Source organism: Streptomyces sp. NPDC005722 (genome assembly GCF_040630935.1).
Classification (GTDB): domain Bacteria; phylum Actinomycetota; class Actinomycetes; order Streptomycetales; family Streptomycetaceae; genus Actinacidiphila.
Genome location: NZ_JBEXYN010000044.1, coordinates 16,067 through 31,984 on the forward strand (window position 1 = coordinate 16,067; position 15,918 = coordinate 31,984).

General features: G+C 73.3%; 15 protein-coding genes. 9 read left to right on the forward strand and 6 right to left on the reverse strand.

Going from position 1 to position 15,918, the window contains the following annotated elements:
• Positions 1 to 53 precede the first annotated feature (53 nt).
• The gene (locus ABZ479_RS33740) at positions 54 to 440 is read right to left on the reverse strand and encodes a VOC family protein (protein WP_500465115.1); all 387 of its coding nucleotides are present in this window, start codon (positions 438 to 440) and stop codon (positions 54 to 56) included.
• A 74-nt stretch (positions 441 to 514) separates the two neighbouring features.
• Between ABZ479_RS33740 and ABZ479_RS33745 the strand changes: the two genes are divergently transcribed.
• Both ABZ479_RS33745 and ABZ479_RS33750 read left to right on the forward strand, forming a co-directional pair.
• On the forward strand, positions 515 to 1,351 hold the full coding sequence (locus tag ABZ479_RS33745) for a hypothetical protein (RefSeq protein ID WP_500465116.1): 837 nt from the start codon (positions 515 to 517) through the stop codon (positions 1,349 to 1,351).
• Between the two features lie 40 nt (positions 1,352 to 1,391).
• Entirely contained in the window at positions 1,392 to 1,937 is a 546-nt protein-coding gene (locus tag ABZ479_RS33750) for a GNAT family N-acetyltransferase (protein WP_500465117.1), read from the forward strand.
• 42 nt (positions 1,938 to 1,979) lie between these two features.
• Here the strand turns inward: ABZ479_RS33750 and ABZ479_RS33755 are convergent, their stop codons facing one another.
• Positions 1,980 to 2,675, reverse strand: a complete 696-nt coding sequence (locus tag ABZ479_RS33755; protein WP_500465118.1) for a glycerophosphodiester phosphodiesterase — start codon at positions 2,673 to 2,675, stop codon at positions 1,980 to 1,982.
• A 229-nt stretch (positions 2,676 to 2,904) separates the two neighbouring features.
• On the opposite strand from ABZ479_RS33755, the gene ABZ479_RS33760 reads away from it, so the two are divergent.
• The 3 genes from ABZ479_RS33760 to ABZ479_RS33770 are packed head-to-tail and all read left to right on the forward strand — an operon-like array spanning position 2,905 to position 6,193.
• The gene (locus tag ABZ479_RS33760) at positions 2,905 to 4,323 is read left to right on the forward strand and encodes a DUF6421 family protein (protein WP_500465119.1); all 1,419 of its coding nucleotides are present in this window, start codon (positions 2,905 to 2,907) and stop codon (positions 4,321 to 4,323) included.
• Positions 4,324 to 4,349: 26 nt separating this feature from the next.
• A complete protein-coding gene (locus ABZ479_RS33765) occupies positions 4,350 to 5,114 on the forward strand; it encodes an SDR family oxidoreductase (RefSeq protein ID WP_499603292.1) in 765 nt (254 codons plus the stop codon).
• Positions 5,111 to 6,193: a threonine aldolase family protein gene (locus ABZ479_RS33770; RefSeq protein WP_500465120.1), complete on the forward strand. Its 1,083-nt coding sequence runs from the start codon at positions 5,111 to 5,113 to the stop codon at positions 6,191 to 6,193. The genes ABZ479_RS33765 and ABZ479_RS33770 overlap by 4 nt, the downstream gene beginning before the upstream one ends.
• A 129-nt stretch (positions 6,194 to 6,322) precedes the next feature.
• Here the strand turns inward: ABZ479_RS33770 and ABZ479_RS33775 are convergent, their stop codons facing one another.
• Both ABZ479_RS33775 and ABZ479_RS33780 read right to left on the reverse strand, forming a co-directional pair.
• Entirely contained in the window at positions 6,323 to 6,592 is a 270-nt protein-coding gene (locus ABZ479_RS33775) for a chaplin (RefSeq protein WP_499603076.1), read from the reverse strand.
• A gap of 37 nt (positions 6,593 to 6,629) precedes the next feature.
• Positions 6,630 to 7,802, reverse strand: coding sequence for a sialidase family protein (locus ABZ479_RS33780; protein ID WP_500465122.1), 1,173 nt, complete (start codon positions 7,800 to 7,802; stop codon positions 6,630 to 6,632).
• 291 nt (positions 7,803 to 8,093) lie between these two features.
• Between ABZ479_RS33780 and ABZ479_RS33785 the strand changes: the two genes are divergently transcribed.
• The gene (locus tag ABZ479_RS33785; RefSeq protein ID WP_500465123.1) at positions 8,094 to 9,488 is read left to right on the forward strand and encodes a C39 family peptidase; all 1,395 of its coding nucleotides are present in this window, start codon (positions 8,094 to 8,096) and stop codon (positions 9,486 to 9,488) included.
• A gap of 12 nt (positions 9,489 to 9,500) precedes the next feature.
• Here ABZ479_RS33785 and ABZ479_RS33790 read toward each other — a convergent pair whose 3' ends face one another.
• The gene (locus ABZ479_RS33790; protein WP_500465124.1) at positions 9,501 to 11,402 is read right to left on the reverse strand and encodes a M48 family metallopeptidase; all 1,902 of its coding nucleotides are present in this window, start codon (positions 11,400 to 11,402) and stop codon (positions 9,501 to 9,503) included.
• Positions 11,403 to 11,495: 93 nt separating this feature from the next.
• Positions 11,496 to 13,157, reverse strand: coding sequence for an IclR family transcriptional regulator domain-containing protein (locus tag ABZ479_RS33795; RefSeq protein ID WP_500465125.1), 1,662 nt, complete (start codon positions 13,155 to 13,157; stop codon positions 11,496 to 11,498).
• A gap of 137 nt (positions 13,158 to 13,294) precedes the next feature.
• Between ABZ479_RS33795 and ABZ479_RS33800 the strand changes: the two genes are divergently transcribed.
• The 3 genes from ABZ479_RS33800 to ABZ479_RS33810 are packed head-to-tail and all read left to right on the forward strand — an operon-like array spanning position 13,295 to position 15,911.
• Positions 13,295 to 14,065, forward strand: a complete 771-nt coding sequence (locus tag ABZ479_RS33800; protein WP_500465126.1) for a CoA transferase subunit A — start codon at positions 13,295 to 13,297, stop codon at positions 14,063 to 14,065.
• Complete coding sequence (locus ABZ479_RS33805; RefSeq protein ID WP_499603070.1) at positions 14,065 to 14,721, forward strand: CoA transferase subunit B; 657 nt, start codon at positions 14,065 to 14,067, stop codon at positions 14,719 to 14,721. The genes ABZ479_RS33800 and ABZ479_RS33805 overlap by 1 nt, the downstream gene beginning before the upstream one ends.
• On the forward strand, positions 14,718 to 15,911 hold the full coding sequence (locus ABZ479_RS33810) for a thiolase family protein (RefSeq protein ID WP_500465127.1): 1,194 nt from the start codon (positions 14,718 to 14,720) through the stop codon (positions 15,909 to 15,911). Before ABZ479_RS33805 ends, ABZ479_RS33810 begins: the two co-directional genes overlap by 4 nt.
• Positions 15,912 to 15,918 lie beyond the last annotated feature (7 nt).

Consider the following 15,918-nt stretch of genomic DNA (forward strand, 5'->3'; position numbering starts at 1 on the left):
ACGTCGCGCCGCACGGCCCGGTGCGGTCCGGTCCGGCTCGTGACCGCGCGAGCCTACGGCCGGTAGCGCAGCGGATGGTCTTCGGGGACCTCGACCACGCAGATCCGTACGCCGTCGGGATCCTCGATCCACATCTCCACCAGCCCCCAGGGCTCCTGGACGGGCTTGCGCACGATGCGGACCCCACGCCCGGCGAACCGCCGGTGGCACTCCGCCACGTCCTCGACCTGGAGCCACAACTGGAGCCCCGGGGCGGGCGGCTCGTCGGCGTGCCCCGAGACCTCGAGGAAGCCCCCGCCCAGGAAGAAGACGGTGCCGCGCTCCTCCCAGGGCCCGAACTCGCGGTAGACCGCGAGCCCCAGGTCGTCCCGGTAGAAGGCACGGGACCTGGGGAGATCGGTCGGTCGGAGCAGGATCCTGCTGCTCAGTACGTTCGTCACGGGCCCGAAGCTACCCATGCGCCGCCGGGAAAACCGGCTGACACGGCGCCTTCCGCCAGGGGAGGCTGCCTCGCATGGACCACGGCCCGGGCGCGATCGCCCCGCTGTTCAAGACCTGCACCGGCTGCGGCGCCGAAGCCGGCCACCACGCAGGTGTGATCGTCATCGACGGCGCCCTTCACTGGAGCGTGGAGGGTACCTGCGAGGCATGCGGTTCCGGCGAGGTGGAGTGCGGGCGCGGCGAGGTCCCCGAGCACGTCAGGGCCGCCCTGATCGCCGCGCACGGCGAGGTGGTGCTGCGCGCGGAGCCGCTGCCCGGGACCGTGGGCGCGCATGCCTTCAAGACGGTGCGCGAGGTCTTCGGTGTGCCGCTCGCCCGGGTCCGCGGACGGCTGCGCGCGCTCGCCGCGGAGGGCGAGCGGGGCACGGAACCCGAGACGGCGCTGCTCGCCGCCCGCCTGAGGGAGGGCGGGTTCGCCGTCACCCTGGAGGCCGGGGAGCCGCCCACGGGCGAGAAGCGCTTCGTGCCCATCGCCCCCGGCCGCCGCTGGCCCGCCAACCCGGCCGCCCACGGCCTACCGGTCCGCACCGCCGCTCCCGCCCGTGTCGGGCGCGGCAGGGGCCGCGAGGTGCCCCTTGTCCCGGGGAGCCTGCCCGAGGAGTTGCGCGAACCGCTCGCCGACTACCTCGCGGCGGGCCGGGTGCTCGTCGTCGCTGCGGGCCCCGCCCCGGATCCGCCGGCAGAGGGGCCGTACGAGCACGTCCGCGTCGGACGGGCCACCGACGGCACCTGGGCATGGGACCTGGCCTGGGAGCAGTGGGTGCGCCGGCGCGGGTGCGCGCCGCCGGAGGAGTTCCTGCGCCATGTGCGGGCCCGGGGTTTCGTGCCGTCCCCCGATACGACCGGCTAGCCTCGGGACGAGCCGCCGCCGCAGAGAGGACGCCCCCGTCATGGAGACCGCGCAGCCCGTCGCCCGCCCCGTCTTCCGCACCGCCACCCGTGAGGACGTCCCGGCGCTCGTCGCGCTGATCGAGTCGGCGTACCGCGGGGAGTCCAGCCGCGCCGGGTGGACGACGGAGGCGGATCTGCTCGAGGGGCAGCGCACCGACCCCGAGGGCGTGGCGGCCGTCATCGACGGCGAGCACAGCCTGATCCTCGCGGTCGAGTCGGACGGCGCCGTCGTCGCGTGCTGCCAGTTGGAGAACCGCGACGGGCACGCCTACTTCGGGATGTTCGCCGTGCGTCCGGCCCTGCAGGGCGGCGGCATGGGCAAGCTGGTGCTCGCCGAGGCGGAGCGGCTGGCCCGCGCGGAGTGGGCGGCGGACGAGATGCACATGACGGTGATCACGCAGCGCGCCGACCTGATCGCCTGGTACGTGCGCCGGGGCTACGCGCGGACCGGCCGCACCAGCCCCTTCCCGTACGGCGACGCGCGCTTCGGGCTGCCCACCCGTGACGACCTCGCCTTCGAGCTGCTGGTCAAGAAGCTCGGCTGAGCCCGACGCGCCGTCCCGGCTCGCTTCGCCCGCCGGGGCGGGTCACCAGTCGGTGAGGCCGCCCTCGACCGCACGCTTGACCGCCGGCATGTCGGTGACGACGCCGTCCAGGCCGAGGGCCCGTGCCAGCGCGAGGTCGGCCGGGGTGTTCACCGTCCACGCGATCACCGAGATCCCCGCGCGCCGGCACTCCTGCACCAGCGCCAGGCTGATCCGCCGCAGGCTCAGGCTGACGAGCCGCGCCCCGACCGCCTGGGCCCGGGTGACGATCTCCGAGCCCATCGGGCCCTGGGCGACCAGCACGGTGCGCACGTCGGGCACCAGCTCGCGGATCTCGGCGAGTGCCTCGTCGTGGAAGGACAGCACGTCGACGCGCTCGACCAGGTCGCGCTCGCGCATCACGCCGGCCAGGACGCGGGCCGCCGCGACGTCCTTGATCTCGGCCTGGATCGGCTTGGTGACCGCGTCGAGCACCTCCTCGAACACCGGGACCCGCTCGCCGTGGCCCGCGTCGAGCTCGCGCAGCTCGTCCAGGGTGAGGTCGCCGATCAGCCCCGCGCCGTCCGTGGTGCGGTCGACCTTCACGTCGTGCATGACGATCAGCGCGCCGTCCTTGCTGAGGTGCAGGTCGAGCTCGATCTGGTCCATGTCCTCACGCTCGGCGCGGACGAAGGAGCGGAGGGTGTTCTCGGGCTCGACGCCCATGACACCGCGGTGGCCGACGGTGAGAAAGCTCAAGGGGAACCGCTTCCGTGCTGGGTGCTGCGGATGATCGACGGACTACCCGGCAGCCTAGCGGTCCCTTACGGCGCAAGGCCGAACGCGGGATGAACGGCGCGGCCGCCCACAGGAAGATCCACGGTCCCGGGCCGTGTCGGCGGAAGAATCTCCTCCGCCTCCACTTGAACGGGAGAAGCTGCCGTATATACGGTGAGCTGACAAGAGGTTCTTCAGCGAAGGAGGGGTCATGACGGAAATTCTGTCGCCGGTAGCGGCATCGATGGACAGCGCAGCCACCAGCGAGACCGGTGTGTCCGGCGGCGGCATTGTCCGGCACCCGGCCTGGGCGGTCCTGAAGCAGGCGGTGGAGGAGATCCGCCCCTGGCAGACCAAGGACGGCTCGATCGACTTCTCCGCGGAGGGCGCGCCCGAGCCGGCCGCCGCCGAGAGCGCCCTGCACCGGGTGATCAGCGCCGTCGAGGACCTCTCCCCGCTCGTGCCGCACGACAAGGCCTACCACGAGGCCCTGGTCGTGGACCTGCGCCGCTGGGCCGAGGGCGGGTTCGCGGTACCCGACTTCCTCGACTCGCTGCTGGCCTTCCACCCGGCGGCCGACCGCCAGGACGGCCTGGAGCACCTCGTGGTGTTCCCGATGTACACGCAGAACGGCAACCCGGACCGCAACCTCGAGGCCGTCGCGCTGCGCGTCGTGTGGCCGCAGTGGCTGTCGGAGCTGGAGCGCACCCGCTACGACAACCCCCTCTTCGTGCCGATCACCTTCGAGGACTTCACCCCCGGGTACGACACGAACTCCGCCGTGCTCTTCCCCGAGACCGTCGCCGTCCGCGAGGCGCCCGAGCGCTTCACCTGGGGCGGCATCTTCTGCGACCGCGAGGCCGCCCGCTTCCGCGCGGTGAGCCGTGCCGCCGTGGACACCCTCGGCCTCGAGCTCCCCGAGGACGCCGCCGAACTCCTCGGCGACCAGGACCTCAGCCAGCAGACCTTCGTGCTCTGGGACATGATCCACGACCGCACCCACAGCCACGGCGACCTGCCCTTCGACCCCTTCATGATCAAGCAGCGACAGCCGTTCTGGATGTACGGCCTGGAGGAGCTGCGCTGCGACCTCACGACCTTCAAGGAGGCCGTGAAGCTGGAGGGCGAGGGCCACGGCATGGGCCGCTACGTCCAGTACGCGATCCTCTTCGACCGCCTCTTCCGCTTCCCGGTCACCGGCGACCGCGTCCGCAACTACGACGGCCTCGGCGGCCAGCTGCTCTTCGCCTACCTGCACAAGCACGACGCCGTACGCTGGACGGACAACAAGCTCCACATCGACTGGCAGCGCGCCCCGCAGGTGACCACCCAGCTCTGCGGCGAGATCGAGAAGCTGTACCGGGACGGCATCGACCGCCCCAAGCTCGTGCACTGGTTCGCCGCCTACGGTCTCGTCGCGGACTACCTCTCGCCGCACCCCGGTTCGGTCTGGGCCAAGGGGCCCGAGGCCCTCGACCTCGACCAGCCGCCGCGCAAGCTCGTGGACGACGTGCTGCCGGACGAATTCCCGCTCAGCATGTTCTACGAGGCGCTGGCCAAGAAGCTGCGTGATGTGATCGCCTCGACCAAGGGCATCACGGCCCACGGCACCGGCCAGGTGGCCGCGTGACCGATCCAGGCGAGGAGGCGGCGCAGATGACGGAAGCCAACGAGGTGGCCAGGGGACCCCTGGCCGGAGCCGTGATCGCGGTGGCGGGGGCCGGCGGCCCCGCCGGACGCGCGACGTTGCAGCGGCTCGCCCGCGCCGGCGCCTGGGTCATCGCCGCCGACGCCAACCCCGAGCGGCTCGCCGAGGCCGTGGACCTGGCCCGCTTCGACGCCGGCGGCGCCGGGATCACCGGCGACATCGTCGACCTGCTCGACCTGGACGCCACCCGCGAGTGGGCGGGCCGCATCGAGAAGGAGCACGGGCGGATCGACGGCATGGTCCACCTGGTCGGCGGCTGGCGCGGTTCGGCCTCCTTCCAGGAGACCGACCTCGCGGACTGGGACTTCCTGGAGAAGCTGCTGATCCGTACCGTCCAGCACACCTCGCTGGCCTTCCACGACGGCCTGCTCTCCAGCCCCGTCGGCCGCTACGTGCTGATCAGCGCCGCCGGGGCCACGCAGCCCACCGCAGGCAACGCGGCGTACGCCGCGGCCAAGGCGGCCGCCGAGGCGTGGACGCTGGCGATGGGCGACTCCTTCCGCAAGCTTGCGGGGGAGCAAGGCCCGAGCGCCGCCGCCACCGTGCTGGTGATCAAGGCGCTGGTGCACGAGCAGATGCGCAAGGAGCGCCCGAACGCCAAGTTCGCGGGCTTCACCGATGTGACCGACCTGGCCGACGCCATCGCGGACGTGTGGAGCCGGCCCGCCGAGGAAGTGAACGGAACCCGCCAGTGGCTGACACCCCGCCCGTGAGCGCAGCATCCCCGACCGACGCGGTCCGGCACCACGACCCCGAGGTCCGTGGCTTCGCGAGCGACAACTACGCGGGGATCCACCCCGAGGTGCTGGCGGCGATCGCCCTCGCCAACGGCGGCCACCAGGTCGCCTACGGCGGGGACGAGTACACCGCCCACCTCCAGGACGTCTTCCGCGGCCACTTCGGCCCGCGGGCCGAGGCGTTCCCGGTCTTCAACGGCACCGGCGCCAACGTCGTGGCCCTGCAGGCGCTCACCGAGCGCTGGGGCGCGGTCGTCTGCGCCGCCTCCGCCCACATCCACGTGGACGAGGGCGGCGCCCCGGAGCGGATGGGCGGGCTGAAGCTGCTCACCGTGCCCACCGCGGACGGCAAGCTCACCCCCGAGCTGATCGACCGGGAGGCCTGGGGCTTCGACGACGAGCACCGCGCGCAGCCGCAGGTCGTCTCGATCACGCAGTCCACCGAACTGGGCACCTGCTACACGCCGGAAGAGATCCGCGCGATCTGCGACCACGCCCACGAGCGGGGTCTGGCCGTGCACCTCGACGGCTCGCGGATCGCCAACGCCGCGGCCACCCTCGGGGTGCCGCTGCGCGCGTTCACCACCGACGCGGGTGTGGACGTCCTGTCCTTCGGCGGTACGAAGAACGGGCTCCTGCTGGGCGAGTGCGTCGTGGTGCTGAACCCGGAGCGGGTGCGGGCGATGAAGCACCTGCGGAAGCTGTCCATGCAGCTCGCCTCCAAGATGCGCTTCGTCTCGGTGCAGTTCGAGGCGCTGCTCTCCGGTGACCTGTGGCTGCGCAGCGCCGGTCACGCCAACGCGATGGCCCGGCGGCTGGAGTCGGCCGTCCGCGCGGTCGAGGGCGTCACCGTCGTCCGTCCCGTCCAGGCCAACGCGGTCTTCGCGGTGCTTCCGCGGGAGGTCAGCGAACGGCTGCAGAAGCGCTACCGCTTCTACTTCTGGGACGAGTCGACCGGCGAGGTCCGCTGGATGTGCTCGTTCGACACCACCGAGGAGGACGTGGATTCCTTCGCGGCGGCGCTGGCGGAGGAAATGGCCGCCCATTCCGCGTGAATCCGCGGCCGGCGCCGGAAAGGGGCACGGCCGCGGCGTCCCGCCGGACCGCACACAGCCCGAGGGGCGTACGGGATGTCCCGTACGCCCCTCGGCGCGTCGCCCCGCGGCCCCCGTGGGGCCGCCGGATCACGCGTTGACGCAGACGTTGCCGAGCGCGGGGTTGAGCAGCCCGATGGCGTTGATGGTGTTGCCGCACAGGTTGATCGGGACGCTGACCGGGATCTGGATGACGTTGCCGCTGGCGACACCGGGGGAGCCGACGGCGGCGGCCTGCGCCGAGGCACCGCCGTGGTCGTAGCCGCGACCGTGGTCGGTCGCGCCGGCGGCGCCCGCGGCGCCCAGCACGGTGGCGCCGGCGACAGCGGTCAGGGCCGCGGCCTTAGCGATGCGCATCATTCGTTCTCCTTATGGAAGATCGCTCTGTGGACCCTGCTCAACGAACCGCTCCGGCCCCGGGTGTGGGAATCCACCCGTTCGGTCCTTGCGTCAACCGCGTAAACGTCACCGACTCGTACGGGGAGGTGATTCCGGTCTCGTAGAGCAGGCCGACGGTGCCGTCGGCGAGCTCGACGAGGTCGGAGTAAGCCGCGGGAGAGTCGCTGACGGGGGGCCCGGACGTCCACGACGCGCCTTGGTCCCCGCTGACCCGGACGGTCATCAGACGGCGTTTGGCGCGGTCGGCGGGGCCTGAGTACAGCAGGGCCCCGGTGCGGGTGAGCAGCACGCTGCCCTGCACCTCGGGGCCCTCCAGGGCGCCCTGCGGCCGGAAGATGCCGCTGATGCTGAGACCGCCGTCCGGGCTGTAGGCGTCGGCGCGGGTGGGGGCGGAGAACCCGTGGTCGTCACGGCTGTTGACGTAGACCCTGCCGTCGGCGAGTTCGGCCATGGTGCTCTCGTTGAGGTTGAGCCAGTCGCCGGGGAGCGCCTGGACGAAGCCGATGTGCCAGGTCAGGCCGCTGTCGTCGCTGTAGAGCGCGTGGGCGCCGTGCACGGTCCGGCCGGCCAGGACGGACGTGTGGTTGGCGGGCACCAGCAGGCGGCCGGCGTGCGGGCCGCTCGTCAGCGCGATGGCGTGCCCCGGACCGGTCGCGTACCAGCGCCAGTTGCCGGGTTTGACCGTGGCGGTGATGTCGCGGGGCGGGGACCAGCTCAGGCCGCCCGAGTCGCTGTGCAGTTCGTAGACGAGCCGTTCCGGACCGGTGTCGCGGCAGACCAGCAGCACGACGCGCCCGGTGCGGGGATCCACCACGGGGGCGGGGTTGCCGAAGGTCTGGGTGCCGGCGTCGGCGATCACCTGGAGGGGTTCCCAGGTGCAGCCGCCGTCGTAGGAGCGCCGCAGCACGACGTCGATGTCGCCGTCGTCCGCCGCCGAGTTGCGGCGTCCCTCGGCGAAGGCGAGGAGGGCGGCGCCCCCGATGCGCACGACCGCCGGGATCCGGAAGGTGTGGTAGCCCTCCGTCCCGGAGCGGAAGGGCACCGACGTCGTGCAGGACGCCGGGAGCGGCGTGGTCGCCGCGCCCGCGGACGCCTGCCACCCGGCGGCGCCGGTGAACAGCAGGGCGAGGCCGGCCAGTGTGCGTACGCCCCTGGCGGCGGCGAATGTCATGGGGCGGTTCCTCCGGGACGGCGTGCGGTCGGCCAGCGGCGCCACATTCTCATCGGTCCGCCCGAGTCGCCGTATGACACTCCGTTCGATGCTTTTCCGGTAGTTCAATATGAGGAATTAGGCCGAAACGGCGAGGATATGCTTGACGGTTCTCCGGCTCCCGCCTTTCTCTGTGTCAGAGGTATCGACCAATGAATGTGCCCGGATCCTTTCGGGGGTGCTGGTCGAAAGGCGCGCGTGGAGCGATAGTTGTGCACCTGTCGTCCATGCTCATGACAGGGGGACACCGCCATGACCCGACCGACCCCGCGTCGTACGGTGCTGGCCGCCGCCATTGCGGCGGCCGCCGCGGCGACGACCGCCCCGCGGGCCTTCGCCGCGTCCGACGCGGACGCGTGCGACCTCGCCGGCGAGGTGGTGGGCACGCCGGGCGCCCACGACGGCGACCCGGCCGCCGTGGACTACCGGGCCTGGACACGGTGGGCCGACTGGCACCGCGGCCGGACCTACGGCACCGGGGTCGTGCCCGGTCCGCGCCCGGGCGTGGCGATCCTGCGTCCGACCGGCACCATGGAGTACACCGACCCGCACACCCACTCCACCGCCGCGTGGGAGACGGCCACCTGGACCTCCCCCGAGCACACACCGCGGCACCCTGCGACCGAGATCGTCGCCTCCTGGAACGCCCGTACGCCGCCCGGCACCTGGATCCAGGTCGAGCTGCGCGCCACCTACACCGACGGCAGTCTCTCCCCGTGGTACGTGATGGGCCGCTGGGCCTCCGGCGACGCGGACATCAGGCGCACCTCCGTCGACGACCAGAGCGACGGCAGGAGCAGTGTCTGGACCGACACCCTCTCCGTCGACGACGCCGCCTCGGGCCTGCGCCTCGCCGCGTACCGGCTGCGGCTCACGCTGCTGCGCACCCCCGGCTCGCGCGTCACCCCCACCGTCTGGCGGCTCGGCGCCATGGCCTCCGACGTACCGGACCGCTTCACGGTGCCGGCGTCGGTGCCGGGCGTGGGACGCGGGGTCGAACTGCCCGTGCCGCGCTACTCGCAGGAGATCCACAAGGGCCAGTACCCGCAGTACGACAACGGCGGCGAGGCCTGGTGCAGCCCGACGGGCTCCCAGATGGTCATCGAGTACTGGGGCCGCGAGCCGACCGCCGCCGACCTGGCCTGGGTCGACCCCTCGTACGCCGACCCGCAGGTCGACCACGCCGCCCGGTACACCTACGACAGCCAGTACGAGGGCTGCGGCAACTGGCCGTTCAACGCGGCCTACGCGGCCACCTACCGCGACATGGTGGGCGTCGTCACCCGGCTGCGCGGCCTGGGCGACGTCGAACTGCTGATCAGGGCGGGCATCCCGGTGATAACGTCCCAGTCCTTCCTCGCCACCGAGCTGGACGGCGCGGGCTACGGTACCTCCGGGCACCTGATGTGCGTCATCGGCTTCACCGCCGACGGCGACGTCATCGCCAACGATCCCGCGAGCCCCGACGACGCCTCGGTGCGCCGGGTCTACAAACGGGCGCAGTTCGAGACGATCTGGCTCAGGACGAAGCGCTACACCGCCGACGGGCAGCTGCGCACCGGCACGGGCGGCGTCTGCTACCTGTACTGGCCGCTGCGGCCCTCCGGCCGCCAGACCCGGGCACTGCAGCGGATCGGGGTCCTGTAGGGCGGCAGGTGTTCAGCGGGGCGTCGCAGGCGCGATCGGGCGCAGCGAGAAGTCGGGCACGGGCGGCAGGCTCGGGACGTAGGCCGGGAAGGAGGGGCGGTACGGGGGGAAGGCCGTCCGCCAGTCCGGCGTCGGGTAGCCGGGCGCGCCGGGTATGCCCGGACCGCACTGGAGGACGCCGCCCACGACACGGCAGAGCGTCGCAATGGGCGAGGGGGCCGGCGTCGTGTCGTCGCCGCCCCCGGCCGTCCCCACGATGACGCCGACGAGGACGGCGGCGCCCATGGTCATCAGCGCGACACGGGTCTGGCGCTTCCGCTGCTCCTCCGCGTCGGGGTCGGCCACGAACGTGAACTGCCGCCCCTGGAACGACGGTTCCTTCGTGCCGTCCGCCGGCTCCTCCAGCCACGGATTCGCCGGGTCGGGCGGCCCCGAGCGGTCGGGGTCCACGTCCAGGAGCGTGAGGTGGAGCCGCAGCCGGTCGAGGACGGGCGGCTCGGAGAGCGCCTCCGCGACGAGCGCCCGCAGTCCGTCGTCGGCCAGGCCGTCGCACACGAAGCGGGTGCCGCCGCCCCAGAGCGGGACCCAGGAGGCCCGCCCCTCCCTGAGCAGGGTGTGGCCCACCAGTGCGTACAGCGCCTCCGAGAGGTCCTCACGGGTGCCGTCGAACTCCCGGACCAGCGGCGCCGGTCCCTCGTCGGCGAGCAGTCGCAGGACGGTGTCCAGCCCCGGCAGCCGCTCCCCGGTCGCGCGCGACGCGGCACGCAGCAGGTCCCAGGCGCGCGTGCCGGCGGCGCGGTTGGCGGAGAGCTCGATCCAGCGTTCCCAGGGCAGGGTCGTCAGGCTGTGGGCCAGCGGACCGCGCAGCTCGGTCAGCACCCGGCCCAGGTTCCCGGGCAGCAACCGGAGCGCCCCCGTGCCGTCGTCCTCCCCGGGCGGGACGTCGAGTTCCTCCAGGCGGCGCAGCCGCAGGCCGAGCGGGGGGTGGGAGTCGCGCCGGTGCGGACGGGTGCGGTCGTCGTCCACCGGTTCGCGACGGACGCCCAGCTCGCCGAGGAGCGAACGGAACGCCAGATACGGGTTGTCCGGGTGCAGCCCCGCCAGGGCGGACGGATCGAGCCACTCCTGCCGGAACCTCCGCCAGGCCGTCGCGGTGCCGTGCGTCGCGCGCAGCGCGGACACCGTCACCTCCCGTCCGGCCAGGCTCGCCGCCGTGCGGTCGGCCTCCAGTTCCTGCCGGCGTCGTACGGCGAAGGTGAGCCGGTGGAAGGCCAGCGCGTACAGCCGGACGGAGCCGCGCACCACGAGATGGGGGAGCGAGAACCACTTCCTGCCGGTGTTCCACTGACCGAGCGTCGTGGCCAGTGCCACGTCGCACCGGTACGCGACGGCGCCGAAACGCGTGTGGCGGTGGGAGAAGTGGCCGAACTCGTGCGCCAGCACGGCCCGCAGCTCCGCGTGGGTGAGGCTCGCCAGCAGGGGCAGGCCCAGATGGAGCCGCCGCTGCCCGGACAGCAGGCCCAGCGCGGCCCCGTCCTCCGCCACCGAGGCGTTGACGTCCCCGGTGAGCAGCAGCACGTCCGGCGGGCGCGCCCCGACCCGCCAGGCGATGCCGGTGGCCAACTCCCACAGCGCGGGGGCCTCTTCGCGGGACACCGGCACCGCGTCGGCGCGCGGGGGCGCCGACCGGGTGATCGCGCCCAGCCCCTGGACCATGGTCAGCAGCAGGGGGACGGCCGCCGCCGCGAAGAGGACACCGCGCATGGCGATGTCCGTCTGGCCGTCGCGGGCCGCGAGCAGGAAGAGGGCGAGCATCGCGAGGACGCCGATCCCGAGCCCGCCGATCAGCACGACCAGCCCCACCAGCAGCACGATCGCCAGCAGCGCCCGTAACGACGCCCACACCGTGCTCATCGCCCACCCCCTCGCGTGCCCGCGTCCCCCGTGTCCCGCGTCCCTCGATGATGCCCGCTCGCGGACGCCGTGGACCACTTGTCCACAGGCTCCTCAGCCGGCCGGCACGCGGGCGTAGCGGCCGACCACGCGCAGGTCGCCGCCGATGCGCGCGGCGGCCTCCAGCAGCGGGGGCAGCAGTTCGGAGCGCGACTGCTCCACGGAGCGGCGGCTGGCGTGCATGGAGACGTTGATCGCCGCGACCACCCGGCCGCCGCGGTCGTGGACGGGCACGGCGATGGACCGAAGTCCCTCCTCGAGCTCCTCGCTGACCAGGGCGTGCCCCTCGGTGGCGACCCGGTCCAGGACCCGGGCCAGGTGCGGCGCGTCGGTGACGGTGTACGGGGTCAGCCGCGTGAAGTCGGTGCGCCCGAGGTGCGCCGCGCGTTCCCGCTCGGGGAGCCCCGCCAGCAGGACGCGACCCATCGCGGTCGCGTAGGCGGGGAAGCGGGTGCCGAGCGTGATGTTGACGCTCATGATGCGCACGGTGGGGACGCGGGCCACGTACTGGATGTCCTCGCCGGAGAGCACCGCCATCGACGCGGAGTCGTGCACGGCCTCGACGAGCCCGACCAGGTGGGGCTGGGCGATCTCGGGCAGCGTCAGCCGCGACAGATGGGCGCAGCCCAGCTCCAGCACGTGCGGGGTGAGCCGGAAGAGGCGGCCCTCGGAGGCGACGTAGCCCAGGTGCTCCAGGGTGATCAGGGAGCGCCGCGCGGTGGCGCGGGCCAGTCCGGTGGCCTCGGCGACGGCGGTGAGGGGCAGTTCGCCCTGCCCCTCGCCGAAGGCGGTGAGCACGGCGAGGCCGCGGGCCAGGGACTCCACGAACTCCGGTCCCAGTTCCTGCTTGGAGGCCCGCGTCCAGGTGGCGGGGGACGCGCCGGCGGGCGCGGGGGCCGGGCCGTCCGCGGGCCGTGCGAGGGCTTCCTCCATGGCGGTGACGGTCTCCCGCAGCCGGGGCAGCACGGCCTCGCGCAGCGACCCGGCGCTGTGCCTGCTGGTGTGGCTGACCACGCTCACCGCGCACACCGGCCGCCCGTCGCCGTCCCGTACGGGGACGGCGACGGCGATCAGGCCCGGCTCGATCAGCTGGTCGTCGGCCGACCAGCCGTAAGCACCCGCGGCGGCGACCCGCTCCCGGAAGGAGGCGGCGGCGTCCCCGTGCCCCCGCGGGAGCGCGGGGAAGCCGGCGTCCAGCGGGTCCTCCTCGCGGCGGCGGCGCCAGCGTGCCCAGTCGGCGTCGTCCCAGCCGCCGGCGAAGAGCGCCCCGGGGGCGCCGCGTTCGGCGGGCAGCTGGTCGCCGATGCGGAACGTCAGGGACATCGCGCGGCGCCGGGTCGCCTGGTGGACGAAGCGGACCCCGTCGCCGTCCGGCACCGCGATGGACACGGACTCGTCCAGGCCGTCGGCGAGGGCGTCGGCGAGCGGTCCGAGCAGGTCGGGGAAGCGGCTGGCGGCGAGGTAGGCGTTGCCGAGTTCCATCAGCCGGGGGGCGAGGACGGCGTCGCGGCCCTCGACGCGCAGGTAGCCGGTGCGGACGAGGGTGCTGACCACCCGGTCCACCGTGGAGCGCGCCAGGCCGGTGGCGCGCACGAGGTCGCCGACCGAGCGGCGGCCGCCGGCCGTGGCCAGCTCGCGCAGCACCGCGAGTCCCCGCACGAGGGGGCCGACGGCCTCCTGCGGCGGGGGAGCGGTCGCGGTGGTCAGCGGTGTCATCAGCACTCCAGCGTGGCGAAAGGTCGTCGAAACCGTACCGCCCCGGAACGTTGACAGAGCGGGCGACCGAGGATCAGACTCGGGCACGAACAATTGTGAACTTAAGTTCACTGGACGAACAAGAAGGTGGGCGCAGGATGGACAAGGTGGTCGCCTCGGCCGCTGAGGCCGTAGCGGACGTCCAGGACGGCGCGTCGCTGGCGGTGGGCGGCTTCGGCCTGAGCGGCGTGCCGAACGCGCTGATCCAGGCCGTGTACGAAGCCGGGGTCGGCGGCCTCGCCGTCGTCTCCAACAACTGCGGCGCCCTGGACTCGGGCCTCGCCGTCCTGCTGGCCGCGCGCCGCATCGCCCGCGTCACCGGCAGCTACATCGGGGCCAACAAGGAGTTCGCCCGCCAGTACCTGGCCGGCGAGCTGGAGCTCGAACTGATCCCGCAGGGCACCCTGGCCGAGCGCCTGCGCGCGGGCGGCTGCGGCATCCCCGCCTTCTACACCCCGGCCGGCGTCGGCACCCAGGTCGCCGAGGGCGGCCTGCCCTGGCGCTACGACGGGGACGGCCGAGTGGCGCTCGCCTCGCCGCCCAAGGAGGTGCGTTCCTTCGACGGCACCGAGTACGTCCTGGAGCGCGGCATCACCACCGACTTCGCCCTCGTGCGCGCCGCCAAGGGCGACCGCCACGGCAACCTGGTCTTCAACAAGTCCGCCCGCAACTTCAACCCGCTCGCCGCGATGGCCGGCCGGATCACCGTCGCCGAGGTCGAGGAGCTCGTCGAGCCCGGCGAGCTCGACCCCGACCAGGTGCACCTGCCCGGCATCTTCGTCCAGCGCGTGGTCGCGCTCACGCCCGAGCAGGCCGCCGACAAGAAGATCGAATTCCGTACCGTCACCGCCAGGGAGGTGCGGGCCTGATGGCCTGGACACGCGACGAGATGGCCGCCCGCGCCGCCCGCGAACTGCGCGACGGCGAGTACGTCAACCTCGGCATCGGCCTGCCGACGCTGATCCCCAACCACCTCCCCGAGGGCGTCGAGGTCGTCCTCGAGTCCGAGAACGGCATCCTCGGCACCGGCCCCTTCCCGTACGAGGAGGAGGCCGACCCCGACCTGATCAACGCCGGCAAGGAGACCGTCACCGTGCTGCCCGGCGCGGCCTTCTTCGACTCCGCGCTGTCCTTCGGGATGATCCGCGGCGGCCACATCGACACCGCGGTGCTCGGCGCCATGCAGGTCTCGGCCCGCGGCGACCTGGCCAACTGGGCCATCCCCGGCAAGCTCGTCACCGGCATCGGCGGCGCCATGGACCTGGTGCACGGCGCCCGGCGGGTCATCGTCACCATGACTCACACCGCCAAGGACGGCAGTCCCAAGATCCTCCGGGAGTGCGCCCTGCCGCTCACCGGGAAGGCCTGTGTGGACCGGATCATCACCGACCTGGGCGTCCTGGACGTCACCGACGGGGGACTCGTCCTCGTGGAGACCGCCCCCGGCGTCACCGCGGAGGAGATCCTGGAGAAGACCGCGGCCCCGGTGCACGTCGCCGTCGCCGCAGAAGGGAGCGCCCGATGAGCGGGCAGCTGCGTGAGGTGTACATCGTCGACGCCGTCCGTACCCCGGTCGGCAAGTACGGCGGCGCCCTGTCGGGGGTGCGCCCCGACGACCTGGCGGCGCACGTCGTGGCCTCGCTGACGGCCCGCACGCCCGGACTCGACCCGGCCAGGATCGACGACGTCTTTTTCGGCGACGCCAACGGCGCCGGCGAGGACAACCGCAACGTCGCCCGGATGGCGGCACTGCTGGCCGGGCTGCCCGTCACCGTGCCCGGCACCACGGTCAACCGGCTCTGCGGCTCCGGCATGGAGGCCGTGATCCAGGCCGCCCGCGCCGTGGCCGTCGGCGACGTCTCCGTCGCCGTCGCGGGCGGCGTGGAGTCCATGAGCCGCGCTCCCTGGGTGCTGCCCAAGCCCGGACGCGCCTTCCCCGCGGGCTCCCAGGAGCTGTACTCCACCACCCTCGGCTGGCGCATGGTCAACCCGGCGATGGACCCGCGGTGGACCATCCCGCTGGGCGAGAGCGCCGAGCTGATCGCCGACCGGTACGGCATCACCAGGGAGCAGCAGGACGCCTACGCGGTGGCCAGCCACGAGAAGGCGGCCCGCGCCTGGAAGGACGGCCTGTACGAGGCCGAGGTCGTCCCGGTCGACGGCGTGGACCTGCCCCGTGACGAGACGGTCCGCGACAACACCTCCATGGAGGCGCTCGCCCGGCTCAAGCCCGCCTTCCGCAAGGACGGCGGCACCGTCACGGCGGGCAACTCCTCGCCCCTCAACGACGGGGCGGCGGCGCTGCTCATCGTGGACGAGGAGGGGCTGAAGGCCACCGGCCGCGAGCCGCTCGCCCGCATCCGCGCCTCCGCCGTCACCGGCATCGAGCCCGACTACTTCGGCCTCGCCCCCGTCGAGGCCGTGCGCAAGGCGCTCGCCAAGGCCGGCAAGGGCTTCGGCGACCTGGACACCGTCGAGCTGAACGAGGCCTTCGCCGCGCAGGTGCTGGGCTGCCTCGCCGGATGGCCCGAGCTCGACCCCTCCGTCGTCAATCCGCGCGGCGGCGCCATCGCCGTCGGGCACCCGCTGGGCGCCTCCGGTGCCCGCATCGCCGGGGCCGTCGCCCACCAGCTCGCGGCCGCGGGTTCGGGTACCGGCCTCGCCGCCCTGTGCATCGGCGTCGGGCAGGGCATCGCCCTCGTCCTCGAGAGGTAGGAGCCCG

Coding starts and splice junctions, on each gene's coding strand:
- ABZ479_RS33810 (WP_500465127.1), top strand. CDS start 14,718: ATGAGCGGGCAGCTGCGTGAGGTGTACATCGTCGACGCCGTCCGTACC.
- ABZ479_RS33790 (WP_500465124.1), bottom strand. CDS start 11,402: ATGAGCACGGTGTGGGCGTCGTTACGGGCGCTGCTGGCGATCGTGCTG.
- ABZ479_RS33780 (WP_500465122.1), bottom strand. CDS start 7,802: ATGACATTCGCCGCCGCCAGGGGCGTACGCACACTGGCCGGCCTCGCC.
- ABZ479_RS33760 (WP_500465119.1), top strand. CDS start 2,905: ATGACGGAAATTCTGTCGCCGGTAGCGGCATCGATGGACAGCGCAGCC.
- ABZ479_RS33745 (WP_500465116.1), top strand. CDS start 515: ATGGACCACGGCCCGGGCGCGATCGCCCCGCTGTTCAAGACCTGCACC.
- ABZ479_RS33805 (WP_499603070.1), top strand. CDS start 14,065: ATGGCCTGGACACGCGACGAGATGGCCGCCCGCGCCGCCCGCGAACTG.
- ABZ479_RS33795 (WP_500465125.1), bottom strand. CDS start 13,157: ATGACACCGCTGACCACCGCGACCGCTCCCCCGCCGCAGGAGGCCGTC.
- ABZ479_RS33785 (WP_500465123.1), top strand. CDS start 8,094: ATGACCCGACCGACCCCGCGTCGTACGGTGCTGGCCGCCGCCATTGCG.
- ABZ479_RS33800 (WP_500465126.1), top strand. CDS start 13,295: ATGGACAAGGTGGTCGCCTCGGCCGCTGAGGCCGTAGCGGACGTCCAG.
- ABZ479_RS33775 (WP_499603076.1), bottom strand. CDS start 6,592: ATGATGCGCATCGCTAAGGCCGCGGCCCTGACCGCTGTCGCCGGCGCC.
- ABZ479_RS33750 (WP_500465117.1), top strand. CDS start 1,392: ATGGAGACCGCGCAGCCCGTCGCCCGCCCCGTCTTCCGCACCGCCACC.
- ABZ479_RS33765 (WP_499603292.1), top strand. CDS start 4,350: ATGACGGAAGCCAACGAGGTGGCCAGGGGACCCCTGGCCGGAGCCGTG.